Source organism: Arthrobacter sp. TJ-238 (genome assembly GCF_058269215.1).
Genome location: NZ_JBZCNH010000005.1, coordinates 354229 through 374880 on the forward strand (window position 1 = coordinate 354229; position 20652 = coordinate 374880).

Genomic DNA, 20652 nt, shown 5'->3' on the forward strand with positions numbered 1-20652 from the left:
GCCGCTACGGGCCGGGGCTTCTCCTCAAGGGGTACTACTTGACGACGACAGCGAGGACGTCGCGGGCGGAGAGCACCAGGTACTCGGTGCCGCCGTGCTTCACTTCGGTTCCGCCGTACTTCGAGTAGATGACGATGTCGCCCTCGGCGACATCGACGGGCACGCGGTTGCCGTTGTCGTCGACGCGACCCGGTCCGACTGCCACGACTTCGCCCTCCTGGGGCTTCTCCTTGGCCGTGTCCGGGATGACGAGGCCGGAAGCAGTGGTCTGCTCGGCTTCGAGGGGGCGGACAACGATGCGATCCTCAAGGGGCTTAATAGAGACCGACACTCGGGCTCTCCTTTGCGTTCGATACCAATGGATTGGGGGCCGTCGGGTTGGGCGTGAACCGTCGTCGCGGTGCCGGCGAACGCTTCCCTCGGGATTAGCACCCGCGGTGAGCGAGTGCCAAGTCCGACTGTATGCAAGGGCTGGCACTCGGTCAAGGCGAGTGCCAGCGTTGACGAGCACGGGACGGGCGGGCGGACGGACCACGACGCATTAGGACATACTCCGGTTGCGTAATTCCCCTCCGGACCTCTACATTCAGAAGGAGTAAGGCACCCCTTACTTCGACGACATCTTCACGACGTCCGGTTCGTCCGGCCCTTCCCCCTACGGAGTCCACCCATGGCACACGTGCGCCTCGCCGTCCTTTCCGCAGCCGCTGCGGCCACCCTCGCCCTCACGGCGTGCGGTGGTTCCTCCGAGGCTGCCGGCGAGCCCTCGGCCGCCTCGACCGTCTCCGTCGAGCACGCGCAGGGCACCACCGAGGTGCCGGTGGACCCTGAGACGGTGTTCACCTTCGACCTGGGCGCCCTCGACACCCTGGACGCCCTCGGGGTCGACGTCGCCGGCGTTCCGCAGGGGACCCTGCCGGCCCAGCTCTCGGCCTACGAGGGGGGCGACACCACGAACATCGGGTCCATGAAGGAGCCGGACTTCGAAGCGATCGCCGCCGCCGCCCCGGACCTCATCATCATCTCGGGCCGCGTCGCCGACTCCTACGACGAGCTCGCGGAGATCGCGCCGACCATCGACCTCAGCGTCGACGCGTCGGACCCGATCGCGAGCTTCACGGAGCACACCGAATCGCTCGGCCGCATCTTCGGCACGGAGGACGAGGTCGCCGACCGGCTGGCGGCACTCGACGCCAGGATCTCCGAGACGAGGGACGCCGCGGCGTCCGCGGGGAACGGCCTGGTCCTGATGACCAGCGCGGGCGAGGTCACCGCCTACGGCGCCGGATCGCGGTTCGGCCTGATCCACGACGTGCTGGGCGTGAAGCCTGCCGCCGAGGTGAAGAGCGAGGGCACGCACGGCGAGGCCGTCTCCTTCGAGTACATCGCCGAGGTCGACCCGGCCCACCTCTTCGTGATCGACCGTGACGCCGCCGTCGGCGAGGCCGGGGCCGCGGGCTCCGCGGTCCTCGACAACGAGCTCGTGAACGGCACGGAGGCGGCGAAGAACGACGACGTCACCTACCTCGACTCCGCGAGCTGGTACCTCATCGGGTACGGGTTGAACAACCTCGACGCCATGGTCTCCGCCGTCAACGAGGCCGTCGCGGCCTGACCCGCTCCGCCGCTCCCGCGGCGGGCGCCCCATGGCAGCACTCTCCCTCCGGCCGCAGCGGCCGGCACAGCAGCGCGGTTCCGCCCGTTCCCTGTCCCTCGTGGCAGCCGGCGGAGCCGTGCTGCTGCTTGCCCTCGTCAGCCTGTTCGTGGGCGTCTCGGCCGTCTCCCCCGGCGATCTGCTCGCGGGTGACGCCAGCGTGTGGCAGACGTTCCTCGTGAGCCGGGTGCCGCGCACCCTGGCGGTCCTCCTGGCGGGCGTGGCGCTCGGCGTCGCCGGCTTCATCCTGCAGCTCATGGCCCGCAACAGGTTCGTGGAGCCCTCCACGGTCGGCACCGTGGAGTCGGCCACCGCCGGCATCCTCGTGGCGACGCTGCTGCTGCCCGCCGCGCCGGTCGTGGCGAAGATGGGGATCGCCGCGCTCTTCGCCGTGGCCGGGACGGCGCTCTTCCTCTCGGTCCTGCGCCGGATCCCCCTGCGCAACACACTGATCGTCCCGCTCGTGGGCATCATGCTCGGCGGCGTCATCGCGGCCGTGACGACGTTCTTCGCCTACCGCTTCGACCTGCTGCAGACGCTCAACACGTGGATGATCGGCGATTTCTCCGGGCTCGTCCGCGGGCGCTACGAACTGCTCTGGCTCGTGGCCGTCCTCGCCGTCGTGGGCTACGTGTCCGCCGACCGGTTCACCGTGGCCGGCATGGGCGAGGAGTTCACCACCAACCTCGGCCTGGGCTACCGGCGCACCATGAACCTCGGCCTCGTCCTGGTGAGCCTCATCAGCGCCGTCGTCGTCGTGGTCGTGGGCGCCGTCCCCTTCCTCGGGCTGATCGTGCCCAACCTCGTGTCCCTGTTCATCGGCGACAACGTGCGCCGCGCCGTGCCGTGGATCGCCCTGTTCGGAGCCGGGTTCCTCCTGGCGTGCGACATCCTGGGCAGGGTCATCCGCTTCCCCTACGAGGTGCCCGTCGGTGTGATCGTCTCCGTGGTCGGCAGCGCCCTGTTCATCACCCTGCTCGTACGGAGGACCGCCGGTGCGCGCTAGGACCAGCCCTCTGCCCACCGCCGTCGTGCAGTCCGGCCGGAAACCGCTCACCGCACTGCCGGCCGGCGTATGGCTCGCGGTGCTCGGCGCCGCCGCCGTCGTGCTCGTCGCGGCGTTCCTGCTCGTCGACGTCCAGGGCAACCTCGACTACGTGCTGCCGCGGCGGCTGAACCGCGTCGGGGCGATGGTGCTGGTCGCCGTCGCCGTCGGGGTGTCCACCGTGCTGTTCCAGACCGTCACCGGCAACCGGATCCTGACGCCGTCCATCATGGGGCTGGACGCGCTCTACGTGCTCATCCAGACCGTCCTGGCGTTCGCCCTCGGCGCCTCGACCCTCCTCACCCTCGGGGCGCCGATCCGCTTCGGGGTCGAGGTCACCCTCATGGTCGGCTTCTCCTGGCTGCTGTACCGGTGGCTCTTCACCGGCGGCGGTCGGAGCCTGCACCTGCTGCTGCTGGTCGGCATCGTGTTCGGCGTCTTCTTCCGCGGCGTCTCCTCGCTGCTCCAGCGCCTCATGGACCCGAGCGAGTACATCATCCTGCAGGACCTGTTCTTCGCGAGCTTCAACCGGGTGGATCCGACGCTGCTGCTGATCTCCGCCGTCACCGTCGCCGGACTGTGCGTGCCGGCCTGGCGGCTGCGCCACCGCCTCGACGTCCTGGCCCTCGGACGCGACACAGCGATCGGGCTCGGCGTGGACCACCGGCGCACCGTGACGCTGGTCCTCGTGATCTGCTCGGTGCTCGTCGCCGTGTCCACCGCCCTCGTGGGACCCGCGACCTTCTTCGGCCTGCTCGTCTCGGCCCTCGCCTACCAGCTGTGCGCCTCCTTCCGGCATGCCGTCGTGCTGCCCGTCGCCGTCCTGCTCGGCGTGATCGCCCTCGTGGGCGGTCAACTCGTCCTCGAGCAGGTCTTCGCGTTCGACACCGCCCTCAGTATCGTCATCGAGTTCACCGGCGGCCTCGTCTTCCTCGCCCTCCTCCTGAAAGGCCGTATCCGGTGATCACCGTCAGCCACGCCACCAAGCGCTACGGGACCGCCACCGTGGTGGACGACGTCAGCTGCACCATCCCGGGCGGCGTCACCTCGATCATCGGCCCCAACGGCGCAGGTAAGTCCACCCTGCTGTCCATGATGAGCAGGCTCCTCCCGCTCGATGCCGGCCGCGTGGAGGTGGACGGGCTGGACGTCGGCACGACACCGGGACGGGACCTCGCCCGCACCCTGTCGATCCTCCGGCAGGAGAACCAGTTGACGGTCCGGCTCTCCGTGCGCGACCTCGTCGGGTTCGGCCGGTTCCCCCACTCCAACGGCCGACCCACGGCAGCGGACCGGGAGCACATAGAGCGCGCCCTCGACTACCTCGACCTGACCGACCTGGCGGACCGGTTCGTCGACGAGCTCTCCGGCGGGCAACGCCAGCGCGCGTTCATCGCCATGGTCCTCGCGCAGGACACCGACCACATCCTGCTCGACGAGCCGCTCAACAACCTGGACATGAAGCACTCCGTGGACATGATGCGCCTGCTCCGCCGCCTCGCCGACGACCTCGGGAAGACCGTGGTGCTCGTGATCCACGACATCAACTTCGCGTCCTGCTACTCGGACACGATCCTCGCGATGCGCGACGGCGCCCTGATCCACCAGGGCACCCCGGAGCAGATCATGACCCCGGAGGTGCTCCACCGCGTGTACGACGTCGAGATCCAGGTGGAGCAGATCCGCGGCAACAGGATCGGCGTGTACTTCGCCTAGGCTGGCAGCATGGCTTCGGAGAACATCGCGGATATCCTGACCCCCGAGGGCTGGGAGCTGCTGAACTCGCTCGGGCCCTACACCGAAGCCGACAGCCTGCGGCTCACCGGGCAGTTGCGGAAGGCCGGGCACTCCCCCGAAGCGGTCGCGGCAGCCCTCACGCAGTCACGGCTCCGGGCGAAGGCGTCCGCGAAGTTCGGGCCGTTCGCCGAGCACATGGTCTTCACTGCGACCGGCCTCGAGCAGGCCACGCGCCTGACCGTCGCGGCGCGCCACGCGCAGCGCTTCGTCGACGCCGGGCTCGTGAAGATCGCCGACCTCGGCTGCGGGCTCGGTGCGGACAGCATGGCTCTGGCCACGCTCGACCGCGACGTCACCGCCGTCGAGCTCGACGAGACCACCGCCGCGGCCGCCACCATGAACCTGCTGCCCTTCCCGAACGCGCGCGTCGTCAATGCCGACGCCTCCTCCGTGGACACCGCGGCGTACGACGGCGTGTGGCTCGATCCGGCGCGCAGGACCACGACGACGTCGGGCACGTCCCGCCTGTTCGACCCCGAGGCGTTCTCGCCGCCGCTGTCCTTCGTCCAGGACCTCGCCGACGGCGGGAAGCCCGTGGGCGTGAAGATGGGCCCGGGCATGCCCCACGCGTCCATCCCGGCCACGTGCGAGGCGCAGTGGGTCTCCGTGGACGGCGACGTCACGGAGGTGGCGCTCTGGTTCAACGCCCTGCGGCGCGACGGCGTCCGCCGCGCCGCGCTCGTCATCGGCCCGCAGGGCGCCGCGGAGATGGTGTCGGCGGCGGAGTTCGGAGAGGGACCCACGGCGGCCGTCGGCGCACCGGGCGGCTACCTCTACGAACCCGACGGCGCCGTCATCCGGGCCGAGCTGGTGGCGGACCTCGCCGCGCAGCTCGGCGGGCATCTGCTGGACCCGATGATCGCCTACATCTGCGCGCCGTCGCTCACGGACACCCCGTTCGCCCGCGCCTTCAAGGTGCTCGAGGTGCGCCCCTACAACGTGAAGGCGCTGAAGACCTGGGTGCGCAGGGAGGGCATCGGCGTCCTCGACATCAAGAAGCGCGGCCTGTCGGTGACCCCCGAGGAGGTGCGCCGGCAACTGCTGACCGGATCGGGCAAGGGCCGGAAGAAGGCCACGCTCGTGCTGACGCGCATCGGCGACGAGCGGGTGGCGGTCGTCGTCGAGCCCGTGCCCGCCTCCTAGCCCTCCTGCCTCCGGCGGGCCATATTTCGCCGGCGGCTGCAACCGCACGAACACCGCCCCGTGCGGCCCCGTCCGTTCCTAGACTCGACGGAGGAATCAGGCCCCAGCAGGCCACGGCGATCAGCACCCACGGAAGGCGGACAGGATGACGGACGACACCACGGAGGCGGCAGGCGGACGGCGCGGAGTGCTGTTCGACGTCGACGGCACGCTCGTCGACTCGAACTACCAGCACACCCTCGCCTGGTGGCAGGCGTTCCGGCGGTTCGGCCACGACGTCCCGGCGGCGGAGATCCACCGGGCCATCGGCATGGGCGGGGACAAGCTCGTGGCGCACCTCCTCGGCGACGATCGCGACCCCGACCAGGACACCGAGCTCGACGCGACGCACGGCGCGGTCTTCTCCACCTTCTGGCCGGGCCTGCGCGCCTTCGAGGGCGCCGGCGACCTCGTACGCCGGTGCGCCGACAGCGGCCTGACCGTGGTACTCGCCTCCTCCGCCTCGCAGCAGGAACTCGGCGTCATGCGCGGCATCATCGACGCCGACGCGTCCATCAGCGCGGCCACGAGCTCGTCCGACGCCGAGAACAGCAAGCCCTCGCCGGACATCCTCCAGGCCGCGCTGGACGCCGGCGGACTGGATGCGGCAGATGCCGTGTTCGTCGGAGACTCGGTGTGGGACGTCATCGCGGCCAAGGAGCTGAAGATCCCGACGATCGGCCTCGCCTCGGGCGGCACGAGCGAGGCCGAGCTGTGGGACGCCGGCGCCGTGCAGGTGTACAAGGACATCCGGGCACTGCTGGACGCGTTCGACGAAGGCCCCCTGCACGCTCTCGCGCAGCCGTCCTCCTCGGCCGCCAACCCCTGAGGGTCGCCCGCCTAGTCCTGGTCCTCGCTGTTGAGGAGCCGCCGTCGGGCGCTGAGGAGTTCCATCTCCGGCCGCGCGGCGACGTAGCGCTCCACGCGGTCCAGCACGTCCACGACGTGCTGGATATCCCCGCCCACGACACCGGCCCCGACGACCGCCCGGCGGTGCAGATCCTGGTGCCCCACCTCGGCCACCGACAGCTCGAACTTCCGCCGGAGATCCGACACGAGGGGGCGCACCACCGACCGCTTGCCCTTCAGTGAGTGCACGTCGCCGAGCAGGACGTCGAACTCGATGAACCCGATCCACATGGCCGTCCCGCCTGTCCTGTCGTGCCTGTCGTGCTGGTGGTGCCGGTCGAGCCCGCACGAAGAGCCTACGTCTAGCTGCACCCGTCAGGGGGAGTGCGTCAAGGGGAGTAGATCAGGCCGAGTCGCGCCAGACGACCGTGGTGTCGAGCACCTGGACCGGGCTCGGCAGGCCCCGGATCTGCGCCAGGACCAGCTCGGCCGCAGTGCTGCCCAGCAGATCCGCGGGCTGCCTGACGGTGGAGAGTTGCGGCCGGGTCCTCAGGGCCCAACTGCTGTCGTCGAACCCCACGATCCCGACGTCGTCGGGCACCTTCCGCCCCGACTCCTGGAGGGCGGTCATCGCACCTGCGGCGACGGCGTCGGACGCGGCGAAGACCCCGTCGATCTCCGGGCAGCGCCGCAGCAGCTCCTGCATGCCCTCCAGACCGGCGGCGTAGGTGTAGAGCGGGTACTCGACCACCAGCGAGGCGTCGAACCGCCCGCCCATGGCGTCCCGGAACCCCGTGAACCGGTCGTGGCCGGAGTCGCGGTCCAGGGCGCTCGCGATCATGCCGATCCGCCGTCGGCCGGTGGCGACGAGCCGCTGGGTGATGGCGAACGCCGCCGCCGCATTGTCGATGGCCACGTAGGGCAGGTCGGGGGTGCCGGGCGGATGGCCGACGAAGGCCGCTGGTACGCCGATATCGCGGACCGCGGAGGCGATGGGGTCGGACGCGCGGGCGGAGACGATCACCGCGCCGTCGACCAGCCCGCCGCGGAGGTAGTCCGCCACCCGGCGGCTGTCCCGGTCCGAGTCGATGATGAGGGAGACCAGCTGGTAGTCGGCCTTGGACAGGACGGCGTTGGCTCCGAGAAGGATTGAGCCGATGTTCGGGTCCTCGAACAGGAGCGAATGGGGTTCGTGGATGATCAGGGCGATCGCGCGTGATTCCTGCGTGACCAGGTTCCTGGCCGCCGAGTTGCGCACGTACCCGACCCGGGCGATGGCGTCCTCCACGGCGATGCGCGCCTCGTCCGAGACGTAGCGCTCACCGTTGACGACCCGCGACACCGTTCCCCGCGAGAGCCCGGCCGCGGTCGCGACGTCGTTGATGGTCGCCCGGCGGTTCCGGGTGCGCGTCGGGGGCATATCTGTACTGTAGCCGAGCCCCCGCGGGGCCTCCGCGCGGGGAATGCCGGGAGGGCGTACTGTGGGGGTAGTTGTCTAGAAGAAGGCGGCTGTCTTCGGTTCTTCTCTTCGCCGCCTCGCCTCTCGCCGGGTGCGCAACAGCAGAGCACCATCCCCGAAAGGGGCGTGCATCATGAACAACCAGGAAGCTTCTTCCCCCCAGCCGCCCGCAGGCGGTCCGCCGACCCCTGCTCCCGCCACGTGTCCGCGCACCGGCCCGCATCCGCCGTCCTGACCATCCCCGCAGTCCCTGTGGCGCTTCCGCGCCCCGACGCAGCAATGCCCACCAGCGCATCCGCTCCGCACCGACCGCCTCGAGCGAGTCGTCCCCGGCCGGTCCCACCCCTCCCCGGCCCCGCGTCCCAGACACCGCAAAGGACCACCATGCCGCAGCACATCGAAGATTTCATCCGGCAATGCATCACCGTCACCGCCGACGGCTCACTCGTATCCGCCGACGAGGTCGAGGGCCTGTACCTGCACTGGCTCTCCCTGCACACCACTCCCCCTTCCATCACCTCCGAGGATCTTCAGGAGCCCGGTGATCCCCAGGCCGACGACGGTAGCCCGCTCCTCGACGCCCTCCGCAGCGACGGGGTCGGGATGGTGCAGAACGACGGCGTCGAGTACCTCGAGGGCCTCGTCCTGACGGGACCGGTCATGGCAGACTTCATCCTGTCCTGCGACTTCGCGGGGGCCTGGGGCCAGCCGGATCCCCGGGAACTCGCCCTGATCCGGGACGTCGCGACCGTCTCGTAGGACCCGGCCGGTCGGCGGAACGGAAGGGAGGTGCCGTGGGCAGGAAGCCTGCGGGCTCCCGCAGCACCCCCGCGCTCCTCGCCCTCTCGGCGGCCGGCATCGCCTTCACCGCCCGCCCCTACGAGCACGAGCAGGGTACGTCCTCGTACGGGCTGGAGGCCGCCACCGCCCTCGGCGTACCCCCCGCGCAGGTGTTCAAGACCCTGATGGCCAGCATCGACGGCTCCCTCGTGGCCGCCGTGGTGCCCGTCACCGGATCACTGGACCTGAAGGCGCTGGCCTCCGCCCTCGGCGGGCGGAAGGCGGCGATGGCGGACCCCGCGGTCGCGCAGCGGCGCACCGGGTACGTCCTCGGCGGGATCTCCCCGCTGGGGCAGCGCCACCCCTCCCCCGTGGTCGTCGACCGGTCCGCCCTGCAGCACCCGACGGTCTTCGTGTCGGGCGGCCAGCGCGGCCTGGACATCGAACTGGCGCCGGAGGACCTGGTCCGCGCGACGCATGCACTCACCGCTCCCATCGCGGGCGCGTGACGGGCCGTTAGGCTGCCGGGGTGCACACCGTGAGAATCACCACCGCAGACGTCCCCCTCGCCGAGGCGCTCGCCCTCTACGAAGCCGTCGGATGGACGGCGTACACGCGTGAACCCGACCGGCTCGGGCGCAGCCTCGCCGGCTCGCACCTGGTCCTCGCGGCCCGGGACGACGACGGCGGGCTGCTCGGACTGGCGCGCACGGTCTCGGACGGCGAGTCGATCTGCTACATCCAGGACATCCTGGTGCGCCCGGACGCCCAGCGCCGCGGCGTGGGCCGCTCGCTCGTGCGGGAACTCCAGCAGCGCTACAGCCACTGCATGTTCGTGGCGCTGAGCACCGACGCCGAGGACACCCCCGATGCGGAGCAGTCGCACCCGTTCTACCGCTCCCTGGGCTTCCGCCCGCACGGCGCCCTCGGGCTCGCCGCCTTCGGCTACCGGCCCTGAGCCGGACGCCTCGGGCACACCGGCACCGGCCGCCGACCCACTGCTACCCCGCTGCTACCCGTCGATCCGCACGGCTCCGCCCGAGACCGTCAGACCGCCGGACGGCGGGACGTCCACGGTGATGACGGACGGTCGGCCCACCTGGGCGCCCTGGTGCACCGTGACCGTGGCCGGCGGCACGAGCTCGCCCCGCGCACGGAGGTACGCCCCGAGCGACGCCGCGGCGGATCCCGTGGCGGGATCCTCGCGGACACCGCCGGGCGGGAAGGGGTTGCGGGCCTCGAAGACACGCCGGGACAGCCGGTGCACCACGGCGACCGTCGCACCCCAGCCCTGCGTCGCCATGAGTGCCCGGAGGCCGTCATAGTCGTAGTCGAGGCCCGTGAGGGCCACGGCGTCGCGGACGGGCACGATCGGGTGGATGTTGCCGGCGAAGGACAGCATCACGGGCAGATCCTCGTCGAGGTCCTCCTCGGGGAGACGGAGGTGCTGCAGGAGCTGTGCCCGGACCGCGGGGTCTATCGCATCGACCCATGGCTCGACGGTCACGAGGGACGCGACGAGACGGTCGGCCACCCTGCGCGTACTGAGCTCGAGCGGGCCCACCGGCGTGGCCAGCACCAGCGTCACCGGCCCCTCCCGCTCCGCGAGCGCGACGCCGGTGGCGATCGTCGCGTGTCCGCAGAACGGGATCTCCACCTCGGGCGCGAAGTACCGGATCGTCGCGCCGCCCGGGCTCCTGGCCGACACGAAGGCGCTCTCCGCGTAGCCGAGGTCGGCGGCGATGGCCTGCATCTGCGCGGCCGTCAGGCCGTCGGCGTCGAGCACCACGCCGGCGGGGTTGCCGCCGTCCGGCCGGTCCGTGAACGCCGCGTAGCGGAGGATCTCCATGACGCGATGCTAGCGTCCCCCGCGGGGACGGGTCAGCCGTCGATCGCCGTCAGGTCCCCTGCCCGGGTGTTGGTCCTGCGGTTGATGAGCCACGTGATGAGCCACAGGACCACGCCGATCGCCATGAGGCCGCCGGCGATCTGGTACTGGACGACGTCGCGCCCCACCCAGGGCCCGGCCAGGAACGCGCACAGCAGGGCGGCCACGATGGGCAGCGGACCGGGGGATGTGAAGAACACCTTCCGGTTGACGTCCCGCTTGCGGCGCAGCACCACGCAGGCGACATTCACCACGGTGAAGACGCACAGGAGCAGGAAGGCCGTGGTCCCCGAGAGGTTGGCCACGATGTTGCTGTCCGGATCGCTGGTCACATAGAGGATCAGGCCGAGGGCGAGGATCGTGGAGAAGGCGATGCCGGCCCAGGGGGTGCAGCGGACCGGGAGGACCTTGCCGAGCGGACGGGGCAGGACGCCCTGCCGCGCCATGCCGTAGATCAGGCGGCTCGCCATGAGCATGTTGATCAGCGCGGTGTTCGCGACGGCGAAGACGGCGAGGAACGGGAAGACCCTGTCGATCGGGAAGTCCGGTGATCCCTTGTGCACCACTTCGAGCAGGGCTGCCCCCTCGGCCTCCCGGATACCCTCCAGTTCCGTGGGGCTCAGCACCGTGACCACCGAGATCGCGACCAGCATGTAGAAGATGACGGCGATCCCGAGGCCGGTGAGCATGGTGCGCGGGAAGATGCGCTCGGGGTTCTGGGTCTCCTCGACCATGTTCACGGAGTCCTCGAAGCCCACCATGGCGAAGAACGCGATCGAGGTCGCGGCCGTCACGGCGAGGAACACGCCCTTGTCCTGGTAGTCCGTGAACACGAAGACCTGGCCGATGTTGCCGCTGCCCTGCGCCATCACGAGGAAGCCGACGCCGATCACGATGCACAGCGCCGCGACCTCGACGAGCGTCAGCACCACGTTGAACTTCACGCTCTCACCGACACCGCGCAGATTGATGACGGCCAGCAGCAGCATGAACCCGAGCGCGACGGCGGTGATCACGCCCTGGCCGGGCATGTCCAGCCAACCGTTGACCTCTAGTCCCCCGAAGAAGTTCTGGGCGAGCACGTTGGCCGATGTGGCCGCGCTCGTGATGCCCGAGCAGACGACAGCGAACGCCACCAGGAAGGTGACGAAGTGGATGCCGAAGGCCTTGTGGGCGTAGAGGGCGGCCCCCGCAGCCTGAGGATATTGAGTGACGAGTTCGAGGTAGGAGAACGCGGTCATCGTCGCGACGATGAAGGCCAGCAGGAACGGCAGCCACACCAGCCCGCCGACCGTCCCGGCCATGGTCCCCGTGACGGCGTATACGCCGGCCCCCAGGATGTCGCCGACGATGAACAGGAGGAGCAGTTTCGGCCCGAGGACCCGTTTGAGCTCCGGTTCTCCGGTCGAGGTCGATGCATCGGACGCATGCTGTGCAGAAGTACTCATGGTCGGCCTCCCCTGGGGTTTTCCACCTTACTGTCGACCTGTTCAGCCGGCTTCGCAAGGGGTGGACAGGAATACGTCGGCCGCCGATGATTTACGGGGCGACCCTGCGTCCAACGGGTACAAGGCTCGCAAGGGCCGGATCACATACCGCTCAGGAACAGGAGAACGGCCATGGCCACGAACGTCTTCATCAACCTCCCCGTCAGCGACCTCGCGAGGTCCAAGGAGTTCTACACCAGCTTCGGCTGGACGCTGGATCCCAACTTCTCCAACGACGACGCCGGCGCGGTGTCCATCAGCGACACCATCTTCCTCATGATCCTCACCCACCAGCACTGGGCGCAGTTCACGGACAAGCCGGTGGCGGACGCCCACACCACCTCCGCCGTCATCAACGCGATCAGCGTCGACGCGCCGGAGGACATCGACTCCCTCGTGGACCGGGCCGTCACGGCCGGCGCGGCGGAGGGCAAGTCCCAGGACCTCGGCTTCATGCGCTCGCGCTCCTTCTCCGACCCCGACGGGCACGCCTGGGAAGTGATGTGGATGGACCCCATCGCCCAGACCGGTGATTGGGAGGCCGTCCAGGCCAAGTACGGCGACCAGCAGCCGGTCTGACCCGGACCCCTCGTGATCACGCTCCGGGCTCCATGGGAAGGACACGCATGACCACTCCGACCGATGCCCTGTGGCAGGTGGTGCACGCCGAACGCGCGGCCCTCGCACGGGATCTCGCGACCCTCACCCCTGAGCAGTGGCGCAGCGCCACCCTGTGCGGCGAGTGGGACGTCGAGCACGTGACGGCGCACCTCTCGGCCGCCGCGTCGGTGGGCCGGTGGCGGTGGATCAGGAGCATGCTGTCCGCCGGGTTCCGGCCCCACGTGCACAACCAGCGCCGGCTGGCGGAGCACCTCGGTGCGTCGACCGCCGGGACCCTCGCCCGCTTCAGCGACGTCGTCGGCCTGTCCGTCGCGCCGTCGTCCGACCTCCCCGCCTACCTCGGGGAGGTCGTGGTGCATGCGCAGGACATCCGGCGACCCCTCGGCATCACCACCAGCCCGGGCACCGACGCGCTGCTGCCCGTCGCCGCGTTCTTCGTGGCCCGTGACTTCACCGTCCCCAGCCGCCGCACCGCCGCAGGTCTCCGGCTCGTCGCGACCGACGCCCCCTTCGAGGCGGGTGAGGGCCCGGAGGTGCGCGGGCCGCTGGTCGCCCTCGTGATGTGCCTCGCCGGCCGGGCAGCGTACCTCGTCGACCTCGACGGGCCGGGCGTACCGGTGCTGGCGGGACGGATCCTGCCCACCGGCTGAGGAGTCCGGCGAGTCCTGTCCGCCGTCGTCCACGTGTTGTGCGCAGGCGACGGCGTGACGGGCAGGACCACGCCGACGAGCACCGCCGTGGCGGTCGGGGGCCGGCCGGATTCGGCTGACGCCGGGGTGTACGTGCAGTTCAGTCGGTGCGGGAAGCCGCTGACCGGATGGCCTCGGCGAGGTCGCGGGGACGGCTCCACATGGGCCAGTGCCCGGTCGGGATATCGATGACGTCGAGGTGCTCGATGGCCGCGACCTCGGCGAACATGGCGTGGCCTCCGCGGGCCAGCTCCAGCACCTGCGCGCTCGGGATCGAGCAGCACACCAGGGTGGTCCGGACCCTGCGGCGGGCATCGTTCGTGAGCTCGACGGGCTGGCGGAGCACGGGGCCGGGCTCGGGGACGGCACGGGCCCGGAAACGCTCGAGCACCTCGGCGCTCAGGCCTTCGAGACTCGCCTGCTGTGCAAGGACGTCGAGGGCCGGCAGCGGAAGCTCCTCCACCTCCGCAGGGAAGTCCGGGGCAAAAGCGCTTCCCGTCGCCGCAGGGCCGGAGTCGACCCACACCACCCGATGGACGAGCTCAGGGTGCCGGTCGAGGACGAGGCTGACGGGGCCGTTCGCCCCGCTGTGGGCGACGAGAGTCACGGGCTGATCCACGGAGACCCCGAGTCGCGTGACGACGTCCAGGATCGCCGCGGCCTGATCGTCGAGAGTCCTCGCCGTACGCCCGGGATCGTCCCCGTCGAGACCGGGAAGTGTCATCGCGACTGCACGGGAGTGGTCGGCCCCCAGGTTTTCGAGGACCTCGTCCCACGCCCAGGCGCCGAGCCAGTGGCCGGCGATGAGGATGATGGTCGGACTGCCGGTAGTAGTTGTCATGCCAGTACCTTCGCGCGTGCCACGGGCAGCTGTGTGTCACTATCTATGTCATGAATTCGAGACGGGCTGGACGGTGAAGCGGGCAGAACGCCTCCATGCGCTGTCCGAGATGCTGCACCGCAGCGGGTCCCGAGGGTGCTCCGCCGAACGGCTGGCCAGGGAGTTCGGCGTGTCGGTGCGCACGGTCAAGAGGGACCTCACCGCGCTCGGGAACAGCGGCGCGCCCGTATGGTCGCGCCCGGGTCCGGGTGGTGGTTACGGATTGGCCGCAGGTGCGTCCCTGCCGCCCGTCAGCCTGTCCCCGGCGCAGGCCGTGGCGCTCCTGGCGGCCGTGTCCGCTGCACCGGATGCCCCCTACGCCGATCTGGCACAGGCCGGGGTGCAGAAGATCCTGGACGTCCTCGATCCCGGGACCCGGGTACGAGCCGACGAGCTGGCCGACCGCGTCTGGGTCGACGCGCCGCCCTCCTCGCCGCGCGCCATCAGGTCCGCACTGGAGGAGGCGATGGCCGACCAGCGGGTGATTCGCATCCGGTACACGTCGGGGGACGGGACCACGACCACCCGGGACGTCGAGCCGGTGCTGTTCGCCTCCACGAGCGGCCGGTGGCACCTCGTCGGGTGGTGTCGACTGCGCAATGCCATGCGATGGTTCACCGTGTCGCGCATCGAACGGGCCAGCGTGACCAGGACGGCGTGCGGCAGCCATACCATCCACGAGGTCGGAGAACCCCCACCGAACGCCAGACCGGTGCACGGGCGAAGCGAGTGAATCACCCGATCGGCCTCCCCTGCGGCCCTCGACGCCGGGGTGGCGGCCGTGACCGCCACCCGCGTTCGGCGTTGACACCCTTTGTGGCCCCCGTTACTCTGGGAGCGTTCACACAATCTCGATGGAGAGCTCAGCCGCCCGCTTCTGGGAGCGTTCACAGAGGCAAGGCCGCGGCCGTTCTCCGGCATCTTCCGAGAATCGGTACCGCACCATGAGGAGCAGGCTTGGCAAGAACGACCACCGTCGCAGGACTATCCGGCAACGGGCAGCTCGTCTACGGGTGTGACTACAACCCCGAGCAGTGGGATGCGTCCGTCTGGCGGGAGGACATCCGCCTCATGAGGGAGGCCGGCGTCAACCTCGTGGCCGTCAACATCTTCGGGTGGGCCGAGCTCGAGCCCGAACAGGGGGTGTTCCGGTTCGAGGACCTCGACGCCGTGATGGACCTGCTGGGCGAGCACGGCATCGGCGTCAACCTCGGCACCGGCACCTCGTCGACCCCCGCCTGGCTCACCACCGCGCACCCCGAGATGCTCCCCCGCTCCGCCGACGGCACGACCCGCTGGCCGGGCGGCCGCCAGGCGTTCTGCCCCAGCTCCCCCGTGTACCGCGAGCACGCGATCGCCCTCGTGGAGCAGGTGTCCGCCCGCTACGGCAGCCACCCGGCCCTGCGCCTGTGGCACGTGTCCAACGAGCTCGGCTGCCACAACTCCCTGTGCTACTGCGACGTCTCCGCCGAGGCCTTCCGCGGCTGGCTCCGCGCCCGCTACGGGACGCTCGACGCCCTCAATACGGCCTGGGGCACAGCCTTCTGGAGCCAGCGCTACTCCGCCTGGGACCAGGTGCTGCCCCCGCGGCTCACGCTCTCGGCCACCAATCCGACGCAGACGCTCGATTTCCACCGCTTCAGCTCCGACGAACTGCTGGCGCACTACTCCGCCGAGGAGGCGGTCCTCCGCCGCAACAGCGACGTCCCGGTGACCACCAACTTCATGGTCGCGGCCCACATCAGGAACCAGGACTACTGGGCCTGGGCGCCGGAGATGGACGTCATCGCGAACGACCACTACCTCGACCACCGACTCGACACACCGCACGCCGAACTGGCCTTCGCCGCCGACACCACCCGCGGGCTCGCCCAGGGCCGGCCCTGGCTGCTGATGGAGCACTCCACGGGCGCGGTGAACTGGCAGCCGCGCAACATCGCCAAGGGCCCCGGCGAGATGCTCCGCAACTCGCTCACCCACCTCGCACGGGGTGCCGACGGCCTGTGCTTCTTCCAGTGGCGGGCCTCGCTGCAGGGCAGCGAGAAGTTCCACTCGGCGATGCTGCCCCATGCCGGCACCGACTCGCAGATCTGGCGCGACGTCGTCGCCCTCGGCTCCGCGCTGGGCAGGCTCCGCGAAGTCGCGGGCACCACGGTGCAGGCCGACGTCGCGCTCGTCTTCAGCTGGGAGGCGTGGTGGGCGCACGACCAGGAATCGCACCCGTCCGGAGACGTCCGCTACATCGAGCAGGTCCACGCCGCCTACAAGGCACTGTGGGATGCCGGCGTCACGGTCGACATCGTGGCGCCGGGCGCGGATCTCTCCGCCTACAAGCTCGCGGTGGTGCCGAACCTCTACCTGGTCCGCGACGAGCACGCCGCCGTGATCAGCGACTTCGTGACCAACGGCGGCTCCGCATTCATCACGTTCTTCAGCGGGATCGTCGACGAGAACGAGAGGGTACGGCCCGGCGGCTACCCCGGAGCCTTCCGGGACCTCCTGGGCATCCGCTCGGAGGAGTTCTTCCCCCTCGACCCCGCGCACCCGCTGGCGCTCGACAACGGCTCCCCCGCCTCGCTCTGGTCCGAGGCGGTGCACCTCACCACGGCGGAGCCCGTCCTCAACTACGCGACCGGCCATCACACCGGGATGCCCGCCGTGACCCGCAACCGCGTGGGAGCGGGCGAGGCGTGGTACGCCGGGACGGTCCTCGACGGCGAGGTCCTCACGGACCTGCTGCTGCGGGCGGCCGTCACCGCAGGCGTGCAGATCCCCGAGGCGCAGTCCGGCCTCGAGGTCGTCACACGCCGCGGCAACGGGCACGAGTACGTCTTCCTGATCAACCACTCCGCCGAGGACCGCAAGCACCGGGTCGGCGGCCTGGAACTGCTGACCGACGAGGCCCTCGCCGACGTCGTCACCGTTCCCGCGGGCGCGGTCCGCGTCGTCCGCACCATCCCAGGAACCCCCGACACCGACGGCTCGGACCAGGGCCGAAAGGATGCAGGCAATGTCAGTTCTTAGCACCCCGGCCGAGGTCCCCCAGGGGGCCCCGGTCACGAGGAGGAACAGGTCGTCGGGAGCGCAGCGTCGCGCCGTGGCACTGTTCATCGCCCCGTTCGGGATCCTCTTCCTCGCGTTCTACGCCGTCCCGATCATCTACGCCGTGATGCAGTCGCTGCTCACCGTGGAGCGTGAGGGCACGTTCGGCAGGCCCCGCCAGGTCTTCGGTGGCCTCGTCCAGTACGAGCAGGTCTTCCAGAACACGGCGTTCTGGGAGTCCGTGGGGCGCGTACTGCTCTTCGGCGTGGTGCAGGTGCCGATCATGCTGGGCCTCGCCCTCCTGTTCGCGCTGCTGCTGGACTCGCCGCTGCTGAAGGGCAAGAAGTTCTTCCGGCTCGCGTTCTTCGCCCCCTACGCCGTCCCCGGTGTGATCGCGGCGATCATGTGGGGCTTCCTGTACTCGCCGTCGCTCTCACCGTTCGGTGCCGTCACCTCGAACGTCGACCTGCTGGGCAGCAACCTCGTGCTCTGGGCGATCGCCAACATCGTGACCTGGGTGTACGTCGGCTACAACATGCTCATCATCTACTCGTCGCTGCTCGCGATCCCCACGGAGATCTACGAGGCGGCACGGCTCGACGGCGCCAGCAACCTCCAGATCGCCTGGCGCATCAAGATCCCCCTGGTGGTCCCGGCCATCATCCTGACGGCGGTGTTCTCCATCATCGGCACCCTTCAGCTCCTGGCCGAACCGCAGACCCTGCGCAGCTTCAGCTCGGCGATCAACAGCACGTTCACGCCGAACCTCGCGGTCTACACGACGGCGTCGGTGCCGAACTACAACCTCGCCGCAGCGTTCTCGGTGGTCCTGGCGCTCGCCACGTTCATCCTCTCCTTCGTCTTCCTGAAGTCCACCCAGCGGAAGGTAACCCAGTGACGGCCGCCCCAGCCACCGCTCCCAGGCGCCGGCGCGACGGGAGTTCGACGGCGCACAGCGCCGGCAACCGTGTCCGCGGCCCCCGCCAGAGCATCATGTCCCGCAGCGCGGCGATGCTCATCATGGGTGTCTTCACCCTGTACTTCCTGACCCCCATCTGGTGGCTGCTCACCACGTCCACGAAGACGGGCGGCGAGATCACGTCCACCGCTCCGCTGTGGTTCACGGCGGACTCGGCAGGCACGTTCCTCACGAACCTCGGACGTCTGTTCAGCTACGGCGACGGCCTGTTCGGTCGCTGGCTGCTGAACTCCGCCCTGTACGCGGGGGTCGGCGCCCTGATCGGCACGGTCATCGCGGCGATGTGCGGGTACGCCCTCGCCAAGTACGAGTTCAGGGGGCGGGAGGCGATCTTCAACATCGTGCTCAGCGGCGTCCTGGTGCCCGCGACGGCGCTGGCGCTCCCGCTGTTCCTGATCTTCAGCCGCGTGGACCTGACCAACACCATGTGGGCCGTGTTCCTGCCGAGCCTCGTCAGCCCGTTCGGGGTGTACCTGGCCCGCATCTATGCGGCGGCCAGTGTTCCCGGCGAGCTGCTCGAAGCCGCCCGCCTGGACGGCTCCGGCGAAATCCGTACGTTCTTCACGGTGTCCACGCGGCTCATGGCGCCGGCCCTCGTGACGATCTTCCTGTTCCAGTTCGTCGCGATCTGGAACAACTTCTTCCTGCCCCTGATCATGCTCCGCGACCAGGCGCTCTTCCCCGTGACGCTGGGTCTCTACGCCTGGAACAGCCAGATCAGCCAGATCCCCGAGCTGCGTTCACTCGTGATCGTCGGTGCCCTCGTGTCGATCCTTCCGCTGATCATCGCCTTCCTCGCACTCCAGCGCTTCTGGAGCAGCGGCCTCGGCGCAGGCAGCGTCAAGTAGCCCCCCGTTCCCTGACCAGCACACCCCGACCAGCACTCCTGGTGCGCCGGCGTCCGCCCCCGCACCGCACTACCACCGATAGGAAAGACAATGCGCGCGCATTACGGAAAAGTCACCGCGGCCTTTGCCATGATCTCTGCGCTGGCTCTCTCCGGCTGTTCAGCCGGCGGAGACAGCACGGAAGCCGGGGCCGAAGCGGCCCCCTGCGAGGCTTCCGAGGGCCCCGTCACCCTGAACTTCACCACCTGGGTCCCCGGCATGGACAAGGTCGTCGAGCTGTGGAACGCCGAGAACCCCGACATCCAGGTCCAGGTGCAGACCGGGCCCAACGGCAACTCCGGCACCTACCAGAACTTCTTCAACCAGATCCAGGCGGGCAACGCACCCGACCTCGGTCAGGTCGAGTACGACGCGCTGCCGAACTTCCGCGTGCAGGACGGCCTCGAGAACATCGCCGCCTGCGAGGGTGTCGCCGACGCGCAGGACCAGTTCGTGGACTGGACCTGGGGCCAGGTGACCTTCGGCGAGGAGGGCTCCGTCTACGCCGTCCCGCAGGACAGCGGACCCATGGCCATGTACTACCGCGCCGACCTCTTCGAGGCGGCCGGTATCGAGCTCCCCACCACGTGGGAGGAATACGCCGCGGCGGCCGAGCAGATCAAGGCCCAGGGCTCCTACATCACCAACTTCCCGAAGCAGGACGTCAACTGGTTCGCCGGCATGGTGTGGCAGAACGGCGGCCAGTGGTTCGCGAACGACGGCGAGAACTGGGACGTCAACCTGACGAGCCCTGAGTCCGAGGAGGTCGCCACCTACTGGCAGGACCTCCTGTCCAAGGACCTCGTCTCCACCCTGCCGTCCTTCTCGGACGAGTGGAACGCATCCTTCAACGAGGGCCAGCAGTGGACCTGGGTCTCCGCCGTGTGGGGCGCGACCACCCTCTCGGACGGAGCCCCCGACACCGCCGGCAAGTGGGCCGTGGCCCCCATGCCGCAGTGGGAGGACGGCGGCGAGACCGCCGGCAACTGGGGCGGTTCGTCCACCGCCGTGCTTAAGGGTTCCGACCACCCGGCCGAGGCCGCGAAGTTCGCGCTCTGGCTCAACACCGACCCGGAAGCACTCGCGCTCGCCAACGAGCTCGGCGGCATCTACCCGGCCGCGAAGTCCGCGACCGAGCTCGAGGCCTTCGCCGGCGGCGTCGACTACTACGGCGGCCAGAAGATCTACGAGGTCTTCGCCGACGCGTCCGCGAACGTGGACCCGAACTTCACCTGGGGGCCCACGATGACGCAGACCTACACGGACGTCTCGGACGGATTCGGTGCTGCCATCGGCGGCTCCGGCACCCTCATGGATGCCCTCCAGAACGGTCAGCAGAAGACGATCGACTCCCTGAAGTCGCAGTCCATCCCGGTCGCCGAGTAATACCCCGGCGGATCCCGCCACAGCCGA

General features: G+C 69.8%; 22 protein-coding genes. 16 read left to right on the forward strand and 6 right to left on the reverse strand.

The annotated features are described in order from the left end of the window. Positions 1-34: 34 nt before the first annotated feature. Positions 35-331, reverse strand: a complete 297-nt coding sequence (gene groES, locus AC4D2O_RS13180; RefSeq protein ID WP_334210604.1) for a co-chaperone GroES — start codon at positions 329-331, stop codon at positions 35-37. 339 nt (positions 332-670) lie between these two features. Here groES and AC4D2O_RS13185 point away from each other — a divergent pair, with 339 nt between their 5' ends. The 6 genes from AC4D2O_RS13185 (at position 671) to AC4D2O_RS13210 (ending at position 6507) form a co-directional block, all read left to right on the forward strand. Then, complete coding sequence (locus tag AC4D2O_RS13185) at positions 671-1615, forward strand: siderophore ABC transporter substrate-binding protein (RefSeq protein ID WP_490907801.1); 945 nt, start codon at positions 671-673, stop codon at positions 1613-1615. 31 nt (positions 1616-1646) lie between these two features. Then, positions 1647-2660 (forward strand): ABC transporter permease, encoded by a 1014-nt coding sequence (locus AC4D2O_RS13190; RefSeq protein ID WP_490907802.1) that lies wholly within the window; start codon positions 1647-1649, stop codon positions 2658-2660. Beyond that, positions 2650-3663 (forward strand): iron chelate uptake ABC transporter family permease subunit, encoded by a 1014-nt coding sequence (locus AC4D2O_RS13195; protein WP_490907803.1) that lies wholly within the window; start codon positions 2650-2652, stop codon positions 3661-3663. Before AC4D2O_RS13190 ends, AC4D2O_RS13195 begins: the two co-directional genes overlap by 11 nt. Continuing rightward, on the forward strand, positions 3660-4415 hold the full coding sequence (locus AC4D2O_RS13200; RefSeq protein WP_490907804.1) for an iron ABC transporter ATP-binding protein: 756 nt from the start codon (positions 3660-3662) through the stop codon (positions 4413-4415). Before AC4D2O_RS13195 ends, AC4D2O_RS13200 begins: the two co-directional genes overlap by 4 nt. 9 nt (positions 4416-4424) lie before the next feature. Next, positions 4425-5639, forward strand: a complete 1215-nt coding sequence (locus tag AC4D2O_RS13205; RefSeq protein WP_490907805.1) for a class I SAM-dependent methyltransferase — start codon at positions 4425-4427, stop codon at positions 5637-5639. Positions 5640-5784: 145 nt separating this feature from the next. Then, positions 5785-6507: an HAD family hydrolase gene (locus AC4D2O_RS13210; protein WP_490907806.1), complete on the forward strand. Its 723-nt coding sequence runs from the start codon at positions 5785-5787 to the stop codon at positions 6505-6507. 11 nt (positions 6508-6518) lie between these two features. Here AC4D2O_RS13210 and AC4D2O_RS13215 read toward each other — a convergent pair whose 3' ends face one another. Both AC4D2O_RS13215 and AC4D2O_RS13220 read right to left on the reverse strand, forming a co-directional pair. Further along, a complete protein-coding gene (locus AC4D2O_RS13215; RefSeq protein ID WP_490907849.1) occupies positions 6519-6818 on the reverse strand; it encodes a DUF503 domain-containing protein in 300 nt (99 codons plus the stop codon). Between the two features lie 112 nt (positions 6819-6930). Beyond that, a complete protein-coding gene (locus AC4D2O_RS13220; protein WP_490907807.1) occupies positions 6931-7947 on the reverse strand; it encodes a LacI family DNA-binding transcriptional regulator in 1017 nt (338 codons plus the stop codon). A gap of 423 nt (positions 7948-8370) precedes the next feature. Here AC4D2O_RS13220 and AC4D2O_RS13225 point away from each other — a divergent pair, with 423 nt between their 5' ends. From AC4D2O_RS13225 to AC4D2O_RS13235, 3 genes are read left to right on the forward strand one after another with little or no spacing between them, the layout of a single operon-like run. Next, positions 8371-8745: a hypothetical protein gene (locus AC4D2O_RS13225; protein ID WP_490907808.1), complete on the forward strand. Its 375-nt coding sequence runs from the start codon at positions 8371-8373 to the stop codon at positions 8743-8745. Between the two features lie 35 nt (positions 8746-8780). Continuing rightward, the gene (ybaK, locus tag AC4D2O_RS13230) at positions 8781-9275 is read left to right on the forward strand and encodes a Cys-tRNA(Pro) deacylase (RefSeq protein WP_490907809.1); all 495 of its coding nucleotides are present in this window, start codon (positions 8781-8783) and stop codon (positions 9273-9275) included. A 20-nt stretch (positions 9276-9295) separates the two neighbouring features. Continuing rightward, entirely contained in the window at positions 9296-9724 is a 429-nt protein-coding gene (locus AC4D2O_RS13235) for a GNAT family N-acetyltransferase (protein ID WP_490907810.1), read from the forward strand. 54 nt (positions 9725-9778) lie between these two features. On the opposite strand, the gene AC4D2O_RS13240 is transcribed toward AC4D2O_RS13235, so the two are convergent. Next, entirely contained in the window at positions 9779-10615 is an 837-nt protein-coding gene (locus AC4D2O_RS13240; RefSeq protein WP_490907811.1) for a PhzF family phenazine biosynthesis protein, read from the reverse strand. Positions 10616-10647: 32 nt separating this feature from the next. Then, a complete protein-coding gene (locus AC4D2O_RS13245; RefSeq protein ID WP_490907812.1) occupies positions 10648-12102 on the reverse strand; it encodes an APC family permease in 1455 nt (484 codons plus the stop codon). Positions 12103-12273: 171 nt separating this feature from the next. On the opposite strand from AC4D2O_RS13245, the gene AC4D2O_RS13250 reads away from it, so the two are divergent. Both AC4D2O_RS13250 and AC4D2O_RS13255 read left to right on the forward strand, forming a co-directional pair. Further along, the gene (locus AC4D2O_RS13250; protein ID WP_490907813.1) at positions 12274-12720 is read left to right on the forward strand and encodes a VOC family protein; all 447 of its coding nucleotides are present in this window, start codon (positions 12274-12276) and stop codon (positions 12718-12720) included. A gap of 47 nt (positions 12721-12767) precedes the next feature. Next, the gene (locus tag AC4D2O_RS13255) at positions 12768-13412 is read left to right on the forward strand and encodes a maleylpyruvate isomerase family mycothiol-dependent enzyme (RefSeq protein ID WP_490907814.1); all 645 of its coding nucleotides are present in this window, start codon (positions 12768-12770) and stop codon (positions 13410-13412) included. A gap of 139 nt (positions 13413-13551) precedes the next feature. Here AC4D2O_RS13255 and AC4D2O_RS13260 read toward each other — a convergent pair whose 3' ends face one another. Continuing rightward, complete coding sequence (locus tag AC4D2O_RS13260; protein ID WP_490907815.1) at positions 13552-14292, reverse strand: alpha/beta fold hydrolase; 741 nt, start codon at positions 14290-14292, stop codon at positions 13552-13554. Between the two features lie 73 nt (positions 14293-14365). Between AC4D2O_RS13260 and AC4D2O_RS13265 the strand changes: the two genes are divergently transcribed. The 5 genes from AC4D2O_RS13265 (at position 14366) to AC4D2O_RS13285 (ending at position 20625) form a co-directional block, all read left to right on the forward strand. Continuing rightward, a complete protein-coding gene (locus AC4D2O_RS13265) occupies positions 14366-15064 on the forward strand; it encodes a helix-turn-helix transcriptional regulator (protein WP_490907816.1) in 699 nt (232 codons plus the stop codon). A 224-nt stretch (positions 15065-15288) separates the two neighbouring features. Then, a complete protein-coding gene (locus AC4D2O_RS13270; RefSeq protein ID WP_490907817.1) occupies positions 15289-17355 on the forward strand; it encodes a beta-galactosidase in 2067 nt (688 codons plus the stop codon). Further along, a complete protein-coding gene (locus AC4D2O_RS13275) occupies positions 17342-18271 on the forward strand; it encodes a carbohydrate ABC transporter permease (protein ID WP_490907818.1) in 930 nt (309 codons plus the stop codon). Before AC4D2O_RS13270 ends, AC4D2O_RS13275 begins: the two co-directional genes overlap by 14 nt. 95 nt (positions 18272-18366) lie before the next feature. Next, entirely contained in the window at positions 18367-19200 is an 834-nt protein-coding gene (locus AC4D2O_RS13280; RefSeq protein WP_490907850.1) for a carbohydrate ABC transporter permease, read from the forward strand. A 90-nt stretch (positions 19201-19290) separates the two neighbouring features. Further along, positions 19291-20625: an ABC transporter substrate-binding protein gene (locus tag AC4D2O_RS13285; protein ID WP_490907819.1), complete on the forward strand. Its 1335-nt coding sequence runs from the start codon at positions 19291-19293 to the stop codon at positions 20623-20625. Positions 20626-20652: the final 27 nt, after the last annotated feature.